At 72.7% G+C, this 17,210-nt stretch carries 17 protein-coding genes; 6 read left to right on the top strand and 11 right to left on the bottom strand.

Features of this window, described 5'->3' with window-relative positions:
* Positions 1-15: 15 nt before the first annotated feature.
* The 7 genes from serC to JKV81_RS21345 form a co-directional block, all read right to left on the bottom strand.
* Positions 16-1,134: a phosphoserine transaminase gene (gene serC, locus JKV81_RS21375; protein WP_129264963.1), complete on the bottom strand. Its 1,119-nt coding sequence runs from the start codon at positions 1,132-1,134 to the stop codon at positions 16-18.
* A gap of 117 nt (positions 1,135-1,251) precedes the next feature.
* Positions 1,252-2,460 (bottom strand): cytochrome P450 family protein, encoded by a 1,209-nt coding sequence (locus JKV81_RS21370; RefSeq protein WP_129264964.1) that lies wholly within the window; start codon positions 2,458-2,460, stop codon positions 1,252-1,254.
* Positions 2,457-3,692 carry a cytochrome P450 gene (locus JKV81_RS21365; protein ID WP_129264965.1) on the bottom strand — a complete coding sequence of 412 codons (1,236 nt, stop codon included), beginning with the start codon at positions 3,690-3,692 and terminating at the stop codon, positions 2,457-2,459. Before JKV81_RS21365 ends, JKV81_RS21370 begins: the two co-directional genes overlap by 4 nt.
* The gene (locus JKV81_RS21360; RefSeq protein ID WP_129264966.1) at positions 3,689-4,345 is read right to left on the bottom strand and encodes a GTP-binding protein; all 657 of its coding nucleotides are present in this window, start codon (positions 4,343-4,345) and stop codon (positions 3,689-3,691) included. The genes JKV81_RS21365 and JKV81_RS21360 overlap by 4 nt, the downstream gene beginning before the upstream one ends.
* Positions 4,326-4,697, bottom strand: coding sequence for a DUF742 domain-containing protein (locus JKV81_RS21355; protein WP_124274134.1), 372 nt, complete (start codon positions 4,695-4,697; stop codon positions 4,326-4,328). Before JKV81_RS21355 ends, JKV81_RS21360 begins: the two co-directional genes overlap by 20 nt.
* Positions 4,694-5,125 carry a roadblock/LC7 domain-containing protein gene (locus JKV81_RS21350; RefSeq protein ID WP_099173990.1) on the bottom strand — a complete coding sequence of 144 codons (432 nt, stop codon included), beginning with the start codon at positions 5,123-5,125 and terminating at the stop codon, positions 4,694-4,696. The genes JKV81_RS21355 and JKV81_RS21350 overlap by 4 nt, the downstream gene beginning before the upstream one ends.
* Positions 5,122-6,654, bottom strand: a complete 1,533-nt coding sequence (locus JKV81_RS21345; RefSeq protein ID WP_129264967.1) for an ATP-binding protein — start codon at positions 6,652-6,654, stop codon at positions 5,122-5,124. The genes JKV81_RS21350 and JKV81_RS21345 overlap by 4 nt, the downstream gene beginning before the upstream one ends.
* Before the next feature lie 447 nt (positions 6,655-7,101).
* Here JKV81_RS21345 and JKV81_RS21340 point away from each other — a divergent pair, with 447 nt between their 5' ends.
* Positions 7,102-8,865 (top strand): LCP family protein, encoded by a 1,764-nt coding sequence (locus JKV81_RS21340; RefSeq protein WP_129267090.1) that lies wholly within the window; start codon positions 7,102-7,104, stop codon positions 8,863-8,865.
* A 199-nt stretch (positions 8,866-9,064) separates the two neighbouring features.
* Positions 9,065-11,866 carry an FAD-binding and (Fe-S)-binding domain-containing protein gene (locus JKV81_RS21335; protein WP_202077260.1) on the top strand — a complete coding sequence of 934 codons (2,802 nt, stop codon included), beginning with the start codon at positions 9,065-9,067 and terminating at the stop codon, positions 11,864-11,866.
* Positions 11,867-11,894: 28 nt separating this feature from the next.
* On the opposite strand, the gene JKV81_RS21330 is transcribed toward JKV81_RS21335, so the two are convergent.
* Positions 11,895-13,061, bottom strand: coding sequence for a serine hydrolase domain-containing protein (locus JKV81_RS21330; protein ID WP_202077257.1), 1,167 nt, complete (start codon positions 13,059-13,061; stop codon positions 11,895-11,897).
* A 64-nt stretch (positions 13,062-13,125) separates the two neighbouring features.
* Positions 13,126-14,055, bottom strand: a complete 930-nt coding sequence (locus JKV81_RS21325) for a LysR family transcriptional regulator (protein WP_202077254.1) — start codon at positions 14,053-14,055, stop codon at positions 13,126-13,128.
* A 141-nt stretch (positions 14,056-14,196) separates the two neighbouring features.
* Between JKV81_RS21325 and JKV81_RS21320 the strand changes: the two genes are divergently transcribed.
* The 3 genes from JKV81_RS21320 (at position 14,197) to JKV81_RS21310 (ending at position 15,998) form a co-directional block, all read left to right on the top strand.
* Entirely contained in the window at positions 14,197-15,156 is a 960-nt protein-coding gene (locus tag JKV81_RS21320; RefSeq protein ID WP_124274139.1) for an EamA family transporter, read from the top strand.
* 92 nt (positions 15,157-15,248) lie between these two features.
* Positions 15,249-15,767 carry a DinB family protein gene (locus JKV81_RS21315; RefSeq protein ID WP_129264970.1) on the top strand — a complete coding sequence of 173 codons (519 nt, stop codon included), beginning with the start codon at positions 15,249-15,251 and terminating at the stop codon, positions 15,765-15,767.
* 63 nt (positions 15,768-15,830) lie between these two features.
* Positions 15,831-15,998 (top strand): hypothetical protein, encoded by a 168-nt coding sequence (locus JKV81_RS21310; RefSeq protein WP_202077252.1) that lies wholly within the window; start codon positions 15,831-15,833, stop codon positions 15,996-15,998.
* Positions 15,999-16,011: 13 nt separating this feature from the next.
* Here the strand turns inward: JKV81_RS21310 and JKV81_RS21305 are convergent, their stop codons facing one another.
* Both JKV81_RS21305 and JKV81_RS21300 read right to left on the bottom strand, forming a co-directional pair.
* The gene (locus tag JKV81_RS21305; protein WP_202077249.1) at positions 16,012-16,446 is read right to left on the bottom strand and encodes a PIN domain-containing protein; all 435 of its coding nucleotides are present in this window, start codon (positions 16,444-16,446) and stop codon (positions 16,012-16,014) included.
* Positions 16,443-16,685, bottom strand: coding sequence for a ribbon-helix-helix protein, CopG family (locus tag JKV81_RS21300; protein ID WP_202077246.1), 243 nt, complete (start codon positions 16,683-16,685; stop codon positions 16,443-16,445). The genes JKV81_RS21305 and JKV81_RS21300 overlap by 4 nt, the downstream gene beginning before the upstream one ends.
* Positions 16,686-16,780: 95 nt before the next feature.
* Between JKV81_RS21300 and JKV81_RS21295 the strand changes: the two genes are divergently transcribed.
* Complete coding sequence (locus tag JKV81_RS21295) at positions 16,781-17,143, top strand: cupin domain-containing protein (protein ID WP_129264973.1); 363 nt, start codon at positions 16,781-16,783, stop codon at positions 17,141-17,143.
* The last annotated feature ends 67 nt before the right edge of the window (positions 17,144-17,210 follow it).

The raw sequence follows: 17,210 nt of genomic DNA, 5'->3' as shown, positions 1-17,210 counted from the left end.
CGGACGGGGTGACCGTCAGAGCTTGTCGATCACGTAGTCGATGCAGGCGGTGAGCGCCTGGACGTCCGCCGGGTCGATCGCCGGGAACATCGCCACGCGCAGCTGGTTGCGGCCCAGCTTGCGGTACGGCTCCGTGTCGACGATGCCGTTGGCGCGGAGCACCTTGGCGACGGCCGCCGCGTCGATGCCGTCCTCGAAGTCGATCGTGCCGATGACCTGCGAACGCTTCGCCGGGTCGGTGACGAACGGGGTGGCGTACTTGGACTCCTCGGCCCAGCCGTACAGGTGCTGCGAGGACGCGGCCGTGCGGCCGGTCGTGAAGTCCAGGCCGCCCTGGGTGTTCATCCACTTCAGCTGCTCGTTCAGCAAGAAGAGGGTGGCCAGCGCCGGGGTGTTGTACGTCTGGTTCTTGAGGGAGTTGTCGATCGCCGTGGGCAGCGAGAAGAACTCCGGGATGTGCCGGCCCGAGGCGTGGATGCGCGCGGCGCGCTCCAGGGCCGCCGGGGAGAACACGCCGATCCACAGGCCGCCGTCGGAGGCGAAGGACTTCTGCGGGGCGAAGTAGTAGACGTCCGTCTCGGTGATGTCGACCGGCAGGCCGCCCGCACCGGAGGTGGCGTCCACCAGGACGAGGGAACCCTCGTCGGCGCCCGCGGCCCGCTTGACGGGGGCGGCGACACCGGTGGAGGTCTCGTTGTGGGTCAGCGCGTAGACGTCGACGCCGGCCTCGGCCTTCGGGTCCGGGTGGGTGCCCGGGTCCGAGGCGATGACGGTCGGGTCGGCCAGCCACGGGGCGAGCTTGGCGGCCTTCGCGAACTTCGACGAGAACTCGCCGAAGTTCAGGTGCTGGGACTTCGACTCGATCAGACCGTGCGTCGCGACGTCCCAGAAGGCGGTGGAGCCGCCGTTGCCCAGGATGACCTCGTAACCCTCGGGGAGGGAGAAGAGGCTGCGTACGCCGTCACGTACCTCGCCGACCAGGTTCTTCACGGGAGCCTGGCGGTGGGACGTACCGAGAAGGGAGGTGCCGGTCGCGGCCAGCGCGTCGACCGCCTCCGTCCGCACCTTGGAGGGCCCGGCGCCGAAACGTCCGTCGGCGGGCTTGAGGTCTGCGGGAATCTGGATGTCAGCCACGGTCCGGAGCGTAGTCCCTCCCGGAAGCGGTCGAGGACCGTGTCCGTCCGGTGAGACACGCGCTCCGGACCGGTGGGACATACGCCCCGCGCCGTGGCCGACGGGACCGGCGCGCGGTCAGCCCAGGTCGACCGGGAGCTCGTACAGGTCGTTCTGCGTCACGATCGGCTTGTTCCGCAGCTCGGAGGCCGGAACCGCGAGGTCCAGGTCCGGGAAGCGCTCGTACAGTGCGGGCAGGGCGACCCCCGCCTCCAGCCGGGACAGCGCGGCGCCCGGGCAGACGTGCGGGCCGTGGCCGAAGGCGATGTGGCGGTTGGGGGAGCGGGTGACGTCGAACTCGCCCGCGGTCTCCCCGTACTGCTTCTCGTCACGGCCCAGCGCGCCGAACGAGACGATGAGGGCCTCGCCCTTCGGCAGGACCTTGTCGCCGACCTCGATGTCCTCGGTCGCGAACCGGATCAGGACGTGCGAGGTGGGCGTGTTCCAGCGCAGCGTCTCCTCGATCGCGTTCTCCCAGGGCACCTCGCCGCTCAGCACCCGCTTGCGCTGCTCGGGGTGGGTTTGGAGCGCCTCGACGACGTTGACGACCAGGCTGATCGTGGTCTCGTGACCGGCCGCGATGATCAGCTGCAGCGTGTTGACGATCTCCTCGTTGGTGAGGTGGTCGCCCTCCTCGGAGGCCGCGATCAGGGCGCTGGTCAGGTCGTCGCCCGGGTTCGCCCGCTTGTCGTCGACGATCTTCGTGAACAGGGTGCCGAGGTCCGCCATCATCTGCGGGACCTCCTCCGGCGGGGTCTGCGTCGAGAAGAACTTCTCGAACAGCTCCTTCAGCCGGGGGTGGTCGGCCGCGTCCACGCCCATCAGCTCGCTGATGACGTTCATCGGCAGCGGGTACGCGAACTCCGCCTTCAGGTCGACCGTCTCACCCTTGGGCAGCGCCGCCAGCCGGTCGAGGGAGGCGTTCGTCAGCGCCTCGATGCCGGCCCGCAGCCGCTCCACCCGCTTCACCGTCAACGCCTGCGCGACCAGGCTGCGCAGCCTGCGGTGCTCGGCCCCGTCGACCGTCAGCATGGAGCGGCCCGGGTTGGCGAGCCCGATCAGCGGCCAGTCCATCGGGATCTCGCCGCGCTGCCAGGCGTTCCAGACGTTGATGTCCTTGACCACACGGCTGTCGGTGAGCAGCTGCCGCGCCTCGGCGTGGTGCGTCACCGCGTAGCAGTGCACCCCGCCGGGGAGCTCCACCTCGGCCAGCGGGCCGGCGGCACGCAGCGCGGCGCTCTCGGCGTCGAGGTCGGCGACGAGGGGATCGAGGGCGATCCGGGTCATTTCTGGCCTCCAAGGGCGGGAGTGGGCGTGAAGTGCACCGGCAGCTCCGTCAGCCCGCGCAGCCACGGGGACGGGCGCCGGGTCAGCTGGTCCTCGGGGACGGCGAGGTCCACGTCCGGGAGCCGGTCCAGGAGGACCTCGATCCCCGTACGGGCGATGACCTCCGCGGTCTCCTGCGCCGGGAACGGGCAGCGGTGCTCGCCGTGCCCGAAGGAGAGGAACGCGTTGTTCCCGCCGGTCAGGGCGGAGCCGTCGGTGCGTACCTGCGGGTCGCCGTTGGCGGCGGCGATGCCGAGGAGCAGCAGGTCGCCCGCGCGGATGTGGCGTCCGCCGAGGTGGGTGTCGCGGGACGCCCAGCGGCCCGCCACGTTCTGGGTGGGCGTGTCCTCCCAGAGCACCTCGTTCATGGCCTCGGCGACGCTGTGACGGCCGCCGGACAGCGACGCGGCGAAGCGGTCGTCCGTGAGCATCAGCCGCAGCGAGTTGCCCATCCAGTCGGCGGTCGGCTGGTGGCCCGCCGCCATCATCACCATGAGGTCCTGGGCGACCTCCTCGTCGGTGAAGCCGCCCGGGTCCTCCAGCATCCGGGTCGCGACGTCGTCGCCGGGCTCGGCGTGCTTGTCCGCGAGGAGCTGGAACATGGCCCCGCCCAGATGCTGCTGACCCGCCAGGGCCCGCTCACGGCCGTCGATCATGTCGTTGAGCGCGCCGACGAGCGGCCCCCCGACCTCGTCGCTGAAGCCGTAGATCTTCGCGAGGACACGGGCCGGGAGCAGCATCGCGTAGGCGGCGATGATGTCGGTGCGGCCGGTGGAGCAGAAGCCGTCGATGAGGTCGTCGGCGAACTCCTCGGCGTACCGCTTGAGCGCGAACGGGTCGACGGCCTCCAGCGCGTTGCTGATCATGGCCGCGCGGACGGTGTGCCGCTCACCGACCGTGTAGAGGATCGACGGCTGCTTGCGCCCGATCATCGGCCGCAGCGGCCAGCCGTCCGGGATGTGCTCCCACTGGTTCCACAGGTCCGAGTCCCGGCTGAAGAGCACCGGGTCGTTGGTGACCTGGTGGAGTTCGCGGTAGCCGAGGATCAGCCAGGCGGGTATGTCGCCGTCGAGCACCACGGGGGCCACGGACCCCTGGTCGCGGCGCATGTCCCGGTACAGCTGCACGGGGTCCGTCTGGAACCGCGGCCCGGACAGGGGGACGGAACCGTGGGGTACGGGGCACTGGGTCACGGGGTGCGCTCCGGGGTCATCGCCGCGGCGCCCTGGCCGCCCGTGAGCGCCGCGTCGGCGCCCTTCGACCGGGCGACGGAGAGCGCGTGGAGGTGCTCGACCAGCGTGATCAGGACGTACTTGCTGGAGGAACGGTCCCGGGCGTCGCACTCGACGAGCGGGACGTCGGGGGAGAGGTCGAGGGCCTCGCGGATCTGCTGCTCGGTGTGGAGCGGTCCGCCGAAGTCGTTGCACGCGACGATGAACGGCGTGCCGTGGTGCTCCAGCCGGTCGATCGCGTACCAGGAGTCGGCGAGCCGCCGGGTGTCGACGAGGACGACGGCGCCCAGGGTGCCGGAGAAGAGGCGGTCCCACAGGAACCAGAAGCGTTCCTGACCGGGCGCGCCGAAGAGGTAGAGGACCGACCGCGCGTCGAGCGTGATGCGGCCGAAGTCGAAGGCGACCGTGGTGGACGACTTGGAGTGCACACCGTCCAGGTCGTCGACGGCCTCGCCCGCGCGGGTCATGGTCTCCTCCGTGTTGAGCGGACGGATCTCGCTCACGGATCGGACCATGGTGGTCTTGCCGACCCCGAAGCCGCCGACAACGACGATCTTCAGTCCGTTGTCGGCCGTCGCCTGCAGGGCGGCACGGTCAGAGGTTGCGGAGTCCAACGAGCACCTGTTCCAGGGTGTCGGTGTCGGGGAGCCGGTCCGCGACACGTGCAGTACGGGGGTGGCGGGCGCTGATCCGGCCGGTGTCGAGCAGGTCGCACAGCATGATGCGCACGATGCTGACCGGCAGATTCAGGGTGGCCGAGATCTCGACGACCGCGGTGGGGCTGGTGCACATCCGCAGGATCGCGACGTGCTCCGACTGCATCCCGGGGTTCGGTTCGCACTCGGCGACGACGAGCGTCACCAGGTCGAACGCGGCCGAGTCGGACCGGCTGCGGCCACCCGTCAGGGTGTACAGCCGGTCCGGGTCGTCGTCGCGTCCGGGCCGGGGGCGCGGGACGGCTGTCATGCGTCCGCGGTTTCCGTGGCCGGGGCCGCCGCGTCACGCGGCGGGGCGACGAGGTGTTCGCCGAGCTGCTCGACGAGCTCGCTCATGTTGTGGCCGACGAGGCCGACGTCGGAGTCCTCCGCCGCCACGACCGCCAGGTGGGCGCCCGCGCCCGCCTCGACGATGAACAGCACCCCGCCGTAGAACTCGGTCATCGCGGACCGTACGCCGCCGGTGCCGTCACCGAACTCGATGGACGCACCGTGCGACAGGCTCTGGATGCCGGCGGAGATCGCGGCCAGCTGGTCCGCCTGGTCGACGGAGAGTTCGGGGGTGCGGCACAGCTTGAGGCCGTCCCGGGACAGGACGAGGGCGTGCCGGGCGCCGGGCGTGCGGTCGAGCAGCCCCTCCAGCAGCCAGTTCAGCTTCTCGTCGGTGGTCGCGCTCATCGGGTGTTGCCTTCCGGGTGCGGGGAATTGGCTCGTACCGCCTGGCTGAAGGTGCTGAAACGGGCAGCCTGCACCTTCGGGTCGGTGGTACGGGGCCGGGGGGCTTCGGCTTCGCCGGGGGTGGCGGTACGGGCTTCGGCGGCGGCCAGGGTGCGGCCGCGGCGGCGCTTGGGCAGTCCGCTCTCACCGAACTGCGGGACCGCGCCGGTGGACTCGGACGCCGACTCGGACGGCGGCTCGGGCTGCCCGGGCGCGGCGCCCCGGTGCGACGCGGATCCGGGGGAGTCCGCGTCGGCGGGGGCGGCCGTCCGGGGCCGGCTCCCCGCGTCCGGGGTGGCGTGGTCCGGCTCGGGCTCGGGGTGCCGGGCGGGCTCGGGGAGAGCCGCGGGCGCGGGCAGGGGCACGGACGTACGGGAGATGAGCTCCTGAGGCAGCATCATCAGGGCTCCCGTACCGCCCCGCGCCGACGGCCGGAAGGAGACGGTGAGCCCGTGCTTCCTGGCCAGCCGGCCGACCACGGCGAGGCCGAGCCGGGTGCCGGAGAGCGCCGTGAGGTCCTGGTTGTCGGCGGACACGGACCTCTCGGCGCGGCGCAGCTGCACATCGCTCATCACCAGGCCGCTGTCCTCGACGGTGACGACGATGCCGGCCGGCACCTCCTCGACGTACACGTGCACCTCGGCGGTGGGCGGCGAGAAGTTGGCAGCGTTGTCGAGGAGTTCGGCCAGGGCGTGCATGACGCCCTCGGCGGCGTGGCCCGCGATGGCGACATCGCTGGTCGAGTGGAGCCGGATGCGCTGGTAGCCGCCGATACGGCCCATGGCGCCGCGCAGGATCGACTCCATCACGATCGGCTTGGCCCAGCGGCGCCCGGAACGCGCCCCGGTCAGCACGGCGATGGAGTCGGCGAGCCGCCCCGCCTGGGCGGTGCGGTGGTCCAGGTGCAGCAGATCACCGAGCACGTCCTCGGCGGTGTGCCGGTGCTCCATCTCGCGCAGGTCGGCCAGCATGCTCGTGGCCAGGGCCTGCATCCGGCCCGCCGCGTTGGCGCAGGCGGCGATGGCGGCGGAACGCTCGGTCTCGCTGCGCCGGACGCGGGCGGTGAGCCGCGCGGTCTCGGCGGTGAGCCGCTCGTGCTGCTCGGCGGCCTCGGCGGTCACCCGCTGGACCCGCTCGTCGGCCTCGGCGGTGGCACGGGCGGCTTCGGCGGAGGCGGCCGATCTGATCCGGGCGGTCTCCGCGGTGAAGCGCTGCGCCTCGGCGGCCGAGGCCGAGACGAGGCGGGAGGTCTCGGCGGTGAAGCGCTCCGCGTCGGCGGCCCGGAGGGCGCGCAGATGACGGGCGGTGGCGAGCGTGTGGACCGCGACGGCCACCGCGACGGACAGCAGGAGGGCGGCGGCGCCCGTCCCCCAGGCGAGCGGGGCCCGCGCCGCGTCGGGAGCGGCGGTGACGCCCCACAGGCACAGAGCACCGGTGACGGCTGCCGAGATCAGCAGGGCGAGTGCGGTCGGCCGGAGTGAAGGGCGCAATCGGAGTCCTCGGGGCGGACGGTGCGGCGGGAGGGGCAGGTGCGGCGGAGGGACAATCGGGACACATCGGTGCGGTGCCGGTGAAAGAACCACAACTGGAGCTGATTGTTCCTGATCAAGTCACGGCAACTATAGGAGAATTGGCGACTTGTTTGGGGATTCCTTGTGGCCACTTCTGTATGAAATCTGGCTTGAAACGGTTCCTTTCGTGTGCTGGGACGCGTGTGCGCGGGAGTGGGCAGCGTGTCGGGTGGGTGACTAGTGGCGAATGTGGAGGTACGTCCCCTGTGGGGGGCTTGATTTGTCACGATCGTCGCTCGTGGGCCGGTGGCCAGCTAGTGTGAGCGCTCCGGTGCAGCCGCCCTCCCAGGTCGGCACTGCCGTAAGACACACCGCGCGCCTTGAAGGGGGAGGCGCCGCGTGGCCCCGACGGAGGACGCAGCAACCGTGGACGCGCAAGGCCGTGGGCGGGACGAGGGCATCGACCCCGCAGACCAGTGGGTACTCAACCCCGACACCGGTGATTACGAACTGCGACTGACCCCTTCCTCAGGGCGATCGTCCGCACCGGCCGGTACGTCCGGGGCCAGAACACCTGGGCCGCGCCGCAGGCCGAAGCCGGAGGCGGCACCGTCCGGCGACCGGGCCTCGGTGCCCGGCCAGCGCGGCGGCCGCCGGGCCGCCGGCGGCGGACGCGGGGGCCGGGACGAGGGGCGGAAGGCGGGCAGCCGGGCGGCGGCACCCACCACCGGGCGCCGCAAGGCGAAGCCCGGCAAGTCCCGCAGGAAGAAGGCCCTGGTGTGGACCGGCGGCGTGCTCGCCTTCCTGCTGGTGGGCACCGGCACCGCCGGCTACCTCGTGTACCAGCACTTCAACGGGAACATCACGGCCGTCTCCACCGACGGGGCCGGCACCGGTGGCTTCAGCAAGGACCGCGCGATCAACGTCCTGGTGATCGGGACCGACAAGCGGACCGGCGAGGGCAACGAGGGCTACGGGGACGCGGGCAGCGTCGGCCACGCCGACACCAACATCCTCTTCCACGTCTCCAAGGACCGTACGAACGCGACCGCGCTGAGCATCCCGCGTGACCTGATAACGGACATCCCGAACTGTCCGACGACCCTGGAGAGCGGGGAGAAGAAGGACATCCCCGCGACCACCGGCGACCGCTTCAACACCAGCCTCGGCCAGTCCGACCGCACCCCCAGCTGCACCATGCGGACCGTCACCGAGCTCACCGGCCTGGAGGTCGACCACTTCATGGTGGCCGACTTCAACGCGGTCAAGTCCCTGACGACCGCGGTGGGCGGCGTGGACGTCTGCCTCGCCAAGGACATCGACGACAAGGACTCCCACCTCAAGCTGACCAAAGGGGAGCACACCCTCGAGGGCGAGCAGGCCCTGGCATTCCTGCGCACCCGGCACTCCGTCGGCTTCGGCAGCGACCTGAGCCGCATCGAGATCCAGCAGCAGTTCCTCAGCTCGCTGATGCGCAAGCTGAAGTCGAACGACACCCTGACCAGCCCCACCAAGATGTGGACGCTCGCGGAGGCGGCCACCAAGGCCCTCACCGTCGACGACAAGATCGCGGACATAAACCAGCTCCGCAAGCTGGGCATGGAGCTGGCGTCGGTCGACCCGAAGAACATCACGTTCACCACGGTCCCGGTGCTGGACAACCCGGACGACAAGGCGACCGTCATCCTCGACAAGTCCAAGGCTCCGCAGGTCTTCTCGATGATGCGGGGGGACGTCTCCTTCACCGCGGTGGAGAAGCAGGAGAAGGCCGCGGCGAAGGCCAAGAACGACGCCAAGCTGAAGGGCGCGATGGCCGACGCGGCGGACGTGCGGGTCGACGTCTACAACGGCGGCGCGCCTCCCGGCTCCGCGCAGAGCGCCCTGGACTGGCTGCAGAACGAGGAGGGCGTGCTGAAGTCCACGAACAAGGCGAACGCGCCCGAGGACGTGAAGAAGACCCAGCTCGTCTACGCCCCCAACCAGGCGGACCAGGCCCGGCGGCTGGCCGACATGATGGGCCTGTCGGCCTCGGCCCTCAAGCCGACGACGACGGACGCGGGCGCGATGGACCCGATGGTGCTGACCCTGGGCCCGGACTTCACGGAGGCGGGCAGCCCGCTCTCGGCCCCGCAGAAGGCACCGGACAACATCCAACGAGTGGAAGCGGACAAGGCGGTCTGCGCGAAGTAACCCGCCCCACCCGGGCCGGCCACTCCCAGCGGGCCCGGGCAATCCCCGTCAGCCGGGCCACTCCAGCCTGTCCGGCGTTTGAGGACGGAACCCTGGAGCAAGGTCCGGGCGAACTGACGCGGCACGCGGACGCGGCACGCCCAGCCCGTCCGGCGCCTGAGGACCCCACCCCCGCCCCCACGACCGGCATGCTGGCCCCATGCCCGCCACCGACCTCACCCGCGCCCTGGCCCAGGCCCTCCACGGCGACGTGGAGTCCGACGCGACCGCCCGCGCCCTGACGACCATGGACGCGTCCAACTACCGCCGCGTCCCCCACGCCGTCGTGGCCCCCCGCGACACCGCGGACGTCGCCGAGGCCCTCCGCATCTGCCGCGAGCACGCCACCCCCGTCGTTCCCCGTGGCGGCGGCACCTCCATCGCGGGCCAGGCCACCGGCACCGGAGTCGTCCTGGACTTCACCCGCCACATGCGGCGCATCCTCGACCTGGACCCCGCCTCCCGCACGGCCGTCGTCCAGCCCGGCGTCGTCCTGGACGACCTGCGGGCCGCCGCCGCCCCGTACGGCCTGACGTTCGGCCCGGACCCCTCCACCCACAGCCGCTGCACCCTCGGCGGCATGATCGGCAACAACTCCTGCGGCGCGCACTCCGTCGCCTGGGGCACCACCGCCGACAACCTCCGCAGCCTCCGCGTCGTGCGCTACGGCGGCGGCGAGACCCTCCACCTCGGCCGGGGCCTGCCCGACGCCCCGCCCGGCCTCCACGCGTTCGCCGCCGACCACCTCGCCCTCCTGCGCACCGGCTTCCCCGAACTCCCGCGCCGTATCTCCGGATACGCCCTCGACGCGCTGCTCCCCGAGCACGGCCCCGACCCCGCCCTCTGCGGCAGCGAGGGCACCCTCGCCGTCGTCACCGAGGCGACCGTCCGCCTCGTCGCGACGCCCGGCGCCCGCGCGCTCGCCGTCCTCGGGTACGCCGACGAGGCGGCCGCCGCCGAAGCCGCCCCCGGCCTCCTCCCGTACGGCCCGCTCACCGTCGAGGGCATGGCCGCCGACCTCGTACGCGAGCCGGCCGGTCTGCCCCGCGGCGGGGCCTGGCTGTTCGTCGAGACCGGCGGCGACACCCCCGCCGAGGCCCACGCCCACGCGGCCCGGATCCTGCGCGCCGCCGACGCCCTCGACTCCACCGTCGTCACCGAGCCCGGGGCGATGCGGACCCTGTGGCGCATCCGCGAGGACGCGGCGGGCACCGCGACACGGATGCCCGACGGTGGGGGCACCTCCCGCGGGAGCGGAGCCGGACGTGGGGGAGAGGCATGGCCCGGCTGGGAGGACTGCGCCGTACCGCCGGCCCGCCTCGGCCCGTACCTCCGCGACTTCCGCGCCCTGCTCGCCGCACACGGCCTGCGCGGCACCCCGTACGGGCACTTCGGCGACGGCTGCATCCACGTACGCATCGACTTCGACCTGCTCACCGACGACGGCATCGCCCGCTTCCGCCGCTTCTCCGAGGACCAGGCGGACCTCGTCGTCGCCCACGGCGGCTCACTCAGCGGCGAACACGGCGACGGGCAGGCGAGGGCCGAACTCCTGCCCCGGATGTACGGGGACGAGATGGTCGGCCTGTTCACCCGCTTCAAGGACCTCTGGGACCCCGACGGCGGCCTGAACCCCGGCATCCTCGCCCGCCCCGCACGGCTCGACGAGAACCTCCGCTTCGCCGTGCTCCCCCGCCGCCCCGTGGACGTCGCCTTCGGCTACCCGCACGACGGCGGCGACTTCTCGGCCGCCGTACGCCGCTGCGTCGGGGTCGCCAAGTGCCGTACGCAGACGGCGGGTCCGGACGTGATGTGCCCCTCCTTCCGGGCGACCGGCGAGGAGGCCCACTCCACCCGGGGCCGCGCCCGGCTGCTCCACGAGATGCTCGCGGGCGAGGTGATCACGGACGGCTGGCGGTCCACGGAGGTACGGGACGCCCTCGACCTGTGCCTGTCCTGCAAGGGCTGCCGCACCGACTGCCCGGTCGGCGTCGACATGGCCACGTACAAGGCGGAGTTCCTCCACCATCACTACAAGGGCCGGCCGCGCCCCGCCGCGCACTACGCGATGGGCGGCCTCCCGAGGTGGCTGCGGCTGGCGGCTCCCTTCGCGGGCCTGCTCAACGCCCTCGCCCGCGTCCGACCCCTCGCCGCCCTCGCCAGACGGCTCGGCGGCATCGACCCGCACCGGACGCTCCCGGTCCTGGCACGGCGGACGTTCCGCTCCTGGGTGCGCACCCGCCGGGCCCCGGGTGCCGGGCCGGACGTCGTCCTCTGGCCGGACACCTTCACCGACCACCTCTCACCGGAGGTCGGCCGGGCGGCGGTCCGGGTCCTGGAGGCGGCCGGCCGTACCCCGGTACTGCCCCGGCGGGGCGTCTGCTGCGGTCTCACCTATGTGTCCACCGGCCGGCTCGACGCGGCCCGCGCCGTCATGCGCCGCACCCTCGACCGGCTGGACCACGCCCCCGGCACCCCCGTCGTCGTCCTGGAACCGAGCTGCGCCGCCACCCTGCGCATGGACCTGCCCGAGCTCCTCCCCGACGACCCGCGTGCCGCCCGGCTCGCCGCGTCCGTACGCACGCTGGCCCAGTACCTGGAGGAGTACGCCCCCGACTGGACGCCACCTCGGCTGGACCGCCGGATCGCCGGCCAGACCCACTGCCACCAGCACGCGGTGCTCGGCGACGCGGCCGAGCGCCGGCTCCGCGAGAAGGCCGGGCTGACCGGGGAGCTGAGCGGCGGCTGCTGCGGGCTGGCCGGCAACTTCGGCTTCGAGAAGGGCCACTGGGACGTCTCGGTGGCCTGCGCCGAGGACCAGCTGCTGCCCTCCGTACGGGCGACGGAACCCGGCACGGAGCTGCTGGCCGACGGCTTCTCCTGCCGCACCCAGCTGGACCAGCTGGCCGGCCGCCGGGCCCGCCACCTCGCCGAGGTGCTGGCGGAGGGCCTCGACGGCTGACCACCCGACGGCTTCTGGCACACCGGCGTCAGAGCTTCGCGACGGCCTCGCTCACCGCCGCCGACAGCCGCTCGTTCTCCGGGGCCGCCCCGCCGGGGAGGGCGAAGCGGCGCCGGGTGTAGCCGTAGGCCACGCCGTTGACGGGATCGGCGTACGCCTGCGAGCCCGCCGCCCCCGAGTGCCCGAAGGCGCCCTCGCCCAGGGCCGGGTAGTGGCCCCGCTGCGCCTCGAAGCCCAGGGCGAAGGGGTCGGCGACGTCGGTCACCACGTCGGTCCCCTTCCACCGCACCCGGCCCACCTCGGCCACCGTCTCCGGCGTGAGCAGCGGTGCCCGGCCGTCCAGCCCGGAGACGGCCGCCGCGTACATCCCCGCGAGGCCGCGCGCCGAGCCCACCCCGCCGACCGAGGCCGGGCCGAGCGCGCGTACCGCCCGGGTGTTGGCGAGGGCGACCAGGTCGAGCGGCGGGTCCTCGGCGAAGCCGAAGGCGAGCGCCATCAGGCCGTCCAGGTCGACCGGGTTCGCCGCGGCCTCGGCGGCCTGCTCGGGGGTGGCCACGCCGGGCCGGATGTGCGCGTAACGGGGTTCGAGCTCCTCGGGCAGACCCAGGTGGAGGTCCAGCCCGTACGGGACGCGGACCCGCTCCTCGTAGATCTCCTGGATGGACCGCCCGGTGGCCCGCCGTACGACCTCGCCGGTGAGGGCGCCGATCGTCAGCGCGTGGTAACCGGCCTCCGTGCCCGGCGTCCAGTACGGCCGCTGGCCCGCCAGCCGCGCGGCGATGACGCGGTCGTCGGCCAGCTCCTCGACGCCGAAGCCGCCGTCCGCCCAGATCAGTCCGGCACGGTGCGACATCAGCTCCCGCACGGTCAGCTCGCCCTTGCCCTCGGCGGCGAACTCCGGCCAGTAGGACGCGACCGTACGCTCCAGATCGATGACGCCGTCCTGGACGAGCAGCGCGACGACGAGATGGGCGGCTCCCTTGGTCGAGGAGTACACGGCGGGCAGCGAGTCCCCGGTGATGCCCTCGCCGGCCCACAGGTCGACGACGAGGCGCCCCTGGTGGTACACGGCGAGCTGGCTGCCCGGCTCGGTGTGGTCCGCGGCGAGCACGGCGGCGTACTCCTCCCGTACGCCTTCGAAGCCCGCGGCGACCGTGCCCCGCACGGTGATGGTGGTGTCGACGGTGTCCGTCATGGAACGCCCCCTGGAGTGATGACCCGACCGGTACAGGAACCCCCAACTCCCGTACGTCAGGCCTTCATTCCCGCTCGGCGCCGGAATTTCGCGGCCGTGTCCGCTGTTCACGCGCGACGATCTCCCGGGCCAGCGCGGCCAGTCGGGGCAGCGCGGGATGGCCGGGCCCGTCACGGCGGGCCAGCAGGACGGGCAGCGCGGGGGCGTTGTCCAGCGGGAGATAGGCGACCCCCGCGTGCGGGTGCATCTGGGCGGTGGACGCCCCCGAGACCCCGGCGCCCCGCCCGGCCGCGATGGCGGTGAGCCAGTCGTCGGTGTTGGCGACGGTGACGGTGGCCGCCGGCCGGGTGTGCGGGGGCCACAGGGCGAGCGTGGTGGCGCCCGAGACGGTGTTCAGGACGACCGCGTCCCCGGCCAGATCGGCCAGCGACAGCGAGGCGCGCGCGGCGAGCGGGCCGTCGGCGGCGACGGCCGCCACCCGGGCCTCCGTGAACAGCACCTCGGTGACGAGACCCGGGGTGTCCACGGGCCCGCGCAGCAGCGCCGCGTCCACCTCCCCGCGCGTGAGGCCGGCCGTGCGGTCGTCGATGCGCAGCAGTTCGAGCGGGGTCCCCGGGTGCCGTTGCTGCCAGGTCCGCAGCAACGGCGTGGTGTACGGGCCGAACGCCGACCAGGCGTGCCCCACCCGCAGGGGCCGTGCGTGCAGCCGTCCCGGGTCGAGGGCCTCGTCGAAGGCGCCCACCGCCGCGGCCGCCCTGTCGCGGAAGGCGACGCCCTCGGGCGTGAGGGCGAGGTGGTGGGTGGAGCGGTCGACGAGCCGGACGCCCAGGTGCCGCTCCAGGGCGGCGAGCGTGCGGGAGACGACGGGCTGGGTGACCCGGAGCCGGGCGGCGGCGCGGGTGACGCTGCCCGCGTCGGCGACGGCGAGGAAGGCCCGCAGATGCCGGACCTCGATGGCGCGCCCACCGCTGCCCGTGCCCTGTCCAGTGCTCATGCCTGCGGAGCATAACGGGAGCGCAATCGGCATTTCACGGGAGGCGCGCGGGTCCCTACCTTAAGGAGGTGACCGACGCCGTCCCGGTGCCGTACTGTAAACCTTCTGGTGCACTGTATTGAACTCGATGGAAGGTTCCCGGTGAATGACCCGCGTGCTGCCGCAGAGCCGGCAGCTGCCGTTGCCGTACCCGAGGCGGTGTCCGCTCTCGACGAGCCCGGACACGGCCGGCCCGGGCGCCCCGGCGCCCGGAGAGCGGCACTCGGTCCGGTCGCGCTGGTCGTGGCCGGCGGGCTCTCCGTGCAGTTCGGTGCGGCGGTCGCCGTCCTGCTGATGCCGAAGGCCGGCGCGCTCGGCGTCGTCAGCCTGCGCCTCGCCGCCGCCGCGCTCGTGCTGCTCGTCGTGTGCCGGCCGAAGCTGCGGGGGCACTCGCGCGCCGACTGGGGCACCGTGCTCGCCTTCGGCGTCGCCATGGGCGGCATGAACACGCTCTTCTACCAGGCCGTCGACCGCATCCCGCTGGGCGCGGCCGTCACCCTGGAGGTGCTCGGCCCGCTGGTCCTGTCCGTCGTCGCCTCCCGCCGCCTGGTCAATCTCCTCTGGGCGGTCCTGGCGCTCGGCGGCGTGGTCCTGCTCAGCGGCGGCGGCTTCGACCGGCTGGACCCGGTCGGCGCGGTGTACGCCCTGAGCGCGGGCGCCATGTGGGCGGCGTACATCGTCTTCAGCGCCCGCACCGGGCGCCGCTTCCCGCAGGCCGACGGGCTGGCGCTGGCCATGGTGGTCGCGGCGGTCCTCTCGCTGCCCCTCGGCATCATGGAGTCCGGCTCGAAGCTCCTGGTCCCCAGCACCCTGGGGCTCGGGGCGGCCGTGGCGCTGCTGAGCTCGGTCCTTCCGTACACCCTCGAACTCATGGCCCTGCGGCGGCTGCCCGCGCCCACCTTCGCGATCCTGATGAGCCTCGAACCGGCCATCGCGGCCACGGCGGGCTTCCTCCTGCTCGACCAGGCACTCTCCACCACCGACGCGCTGGCCATCGCCCTGGTCATCGGCGCGAGCATGGGCGCCGTACGCAGTCAGACACGGCGCTCCCGGAAGGGGTGAGCGCGCCACTTCCGGGGACCTGTTCCGTTCCGCCTGCGCGGCCGGGCATCCGCTCCTAGGGTGGTCGCGACGGCCGATCTGGAGGAACGCCCATGCCTGAACGCGACGACCTGCTCGCGCTCGTGACCGATCAGCGCACCAATTTTCTCTACACCGTCGCGGAACTCGACGACGCGGGCGCCCGCGCCCGGACGACGGTCAGCGAGCTGACCCTCGGCGGACTCCTGAAGCACCTCGGAAGCGTGCAGCGCAGCTGGCTCGACGTCGTCGAGGGCACCGCCCCCGCCAAGATCGACTGGGCGGACCTCGACCCCGACGGCAACCGGATGACCGACACCGAGACCGTGGCCGGGCTGCTGGAGGCCTTCCACACGGCGGCGGCCGCCTTCGACCGCACGGTGCGCGAGGAGGCCGACCTCGACCGCGAGGTCACGCTGCCCGCCTACCCCTGGTCGCCGCCCGAGCCGGTCGTCTGGACCGTCCGCCGCGTCCTGTGGCACATCTTCCGCGAGATCGCCCACCACAGCGGTCACGCCGACATCATCCGCGAGGCGCTGGACGGTGCCAGCACCACGGCGAAGATGGCCGAGGCGGCGTCGAAGGGCCAGTAGCGAGCGCGCGGGGAGCGGGGCCGGGGGGCACGATGGAAGGGAGCGGAGGAAGGAGGCCCGCGCATGGGATCCGTGAAGGGAACCGACGAGTACGACGGGCTGTACGCGCACACGCCCTCGCAGGCGGAGGGTGAACGCGACGACCCGGCCGTGCGCGGCACCGCCGCCGACACCCACCCCGACGTCCCCCGGACCGAACCCTCGCAGGCGGAGGGCGACCGCACGGAGTAGGCCGCGGACGGCGTCAGCCGTCGACGGGCAGGATCCGGAACGCGGTGAAACCGGGCGTCAGCGGCCTGACGGCCCTGAAATCCCGCTGGTCGAGGGTGAAGATGCGGTCGGTCCTGTACCGGTGGGCGAGGACGACACCCACCGCGTCCGCGAGGTCCAGCCGCAGTCCCTCGTAGTCGCGACGCACGTCGTGTGCGGCGGCCAGGTCGGCCGGCTTCAGTTCGGCGAGTCTGTACTGCCCGTCGGCCATCCGCGAGTTGAGTGCCTCCATGACCTGCATGGTCGCCGAAAAGCCGAGGTCCCGGTGCACCAGGTGGTCCAGCTCCGTGACGACCAGCGGGGAGACGGCCAGCGACTCGTTCTCAAGGATCTTCGCGGCGCCCGAATGCTCCGGTTGTGCGGTGTCGAAAGCCGCGTAGAGCGCGGATGTGTCGGCGACGATGATCAACGGCGCGCTGCTCGTTCCTTGATGTGCTCGTACACCGCGTCGTCCATCGCCTCAGGGGTGAGCGGGCGTCCGCTGTCGAAGACCGGGAGCTTGCGGCTGCGCTTGGGCCGTTCCGCGTCGTCGAGGACCATGGCGATGCCCCGCCTGATGAGCTCCGCCTTGCTGACACCGGTGGCCGACGACTCGGCGTCCAGCCGTGCTTCCAGCTCCTCCGGAAGGTACACAGTCGTCTTTATCATGCCCCCAGACTACCACCCTGCCCTACGTAGGGCAGGGTGGAACAGGCCGCGTCCGCCCTGTGAGCCGGAGCGGGCGGGCTGTTACGTTCCGGGTCATGAACGACGGCGTGTACGTGGGTCACGCGGCGGAGGACGCGGCGCTGGACCGGGGATGGCTGCTCGGCCATTTCAAGGACCCGGAAGACCCGCGCCACAGCGAGGCCCTGGAGATCAAGTGGGGCGTCCACCCGCGGGGTGACCGGCGCGCGGAGTGGGTCAGGGGCGAGGAGCGCACCGCCCTGCTCGTGCTGATCAGCGGCCGGTTCCGGATGCGGTTCCCCGGGCGCGAGGTGCTGCTGGAGCGCCAGGGCGACTACGTCGTCTGGGGCCGGGGCGTCGACCACTCCTGGTGCGCGGACGAGGAGTCCGTGGTGCTGACCGTGCGCTGGCCCTCCGTCCCGGGCTACCGGGCCGACTGATCCCGCCGCTGTCCCCGGGAGGGCGCGTACCGCTCATAAAATCATGCAAGCATGCTTGCTTGTTTCC

The organism is Streptomyces silvae, assembly GCF_016745505.1.
In the GTDB taxonomy this organism is placed as follows: domain Bacteria; phylum Actinomycetota; class Actinomycetes; order Streptomycetales; family Streptomycetaceae; genus Streptomyces; species Streptomyces silvae.
The sequence above is the reverse complement of the archived record's forward strand: the minus strand, read 5'-3'. Positions and strand labels throughout refer to the sequence as shown.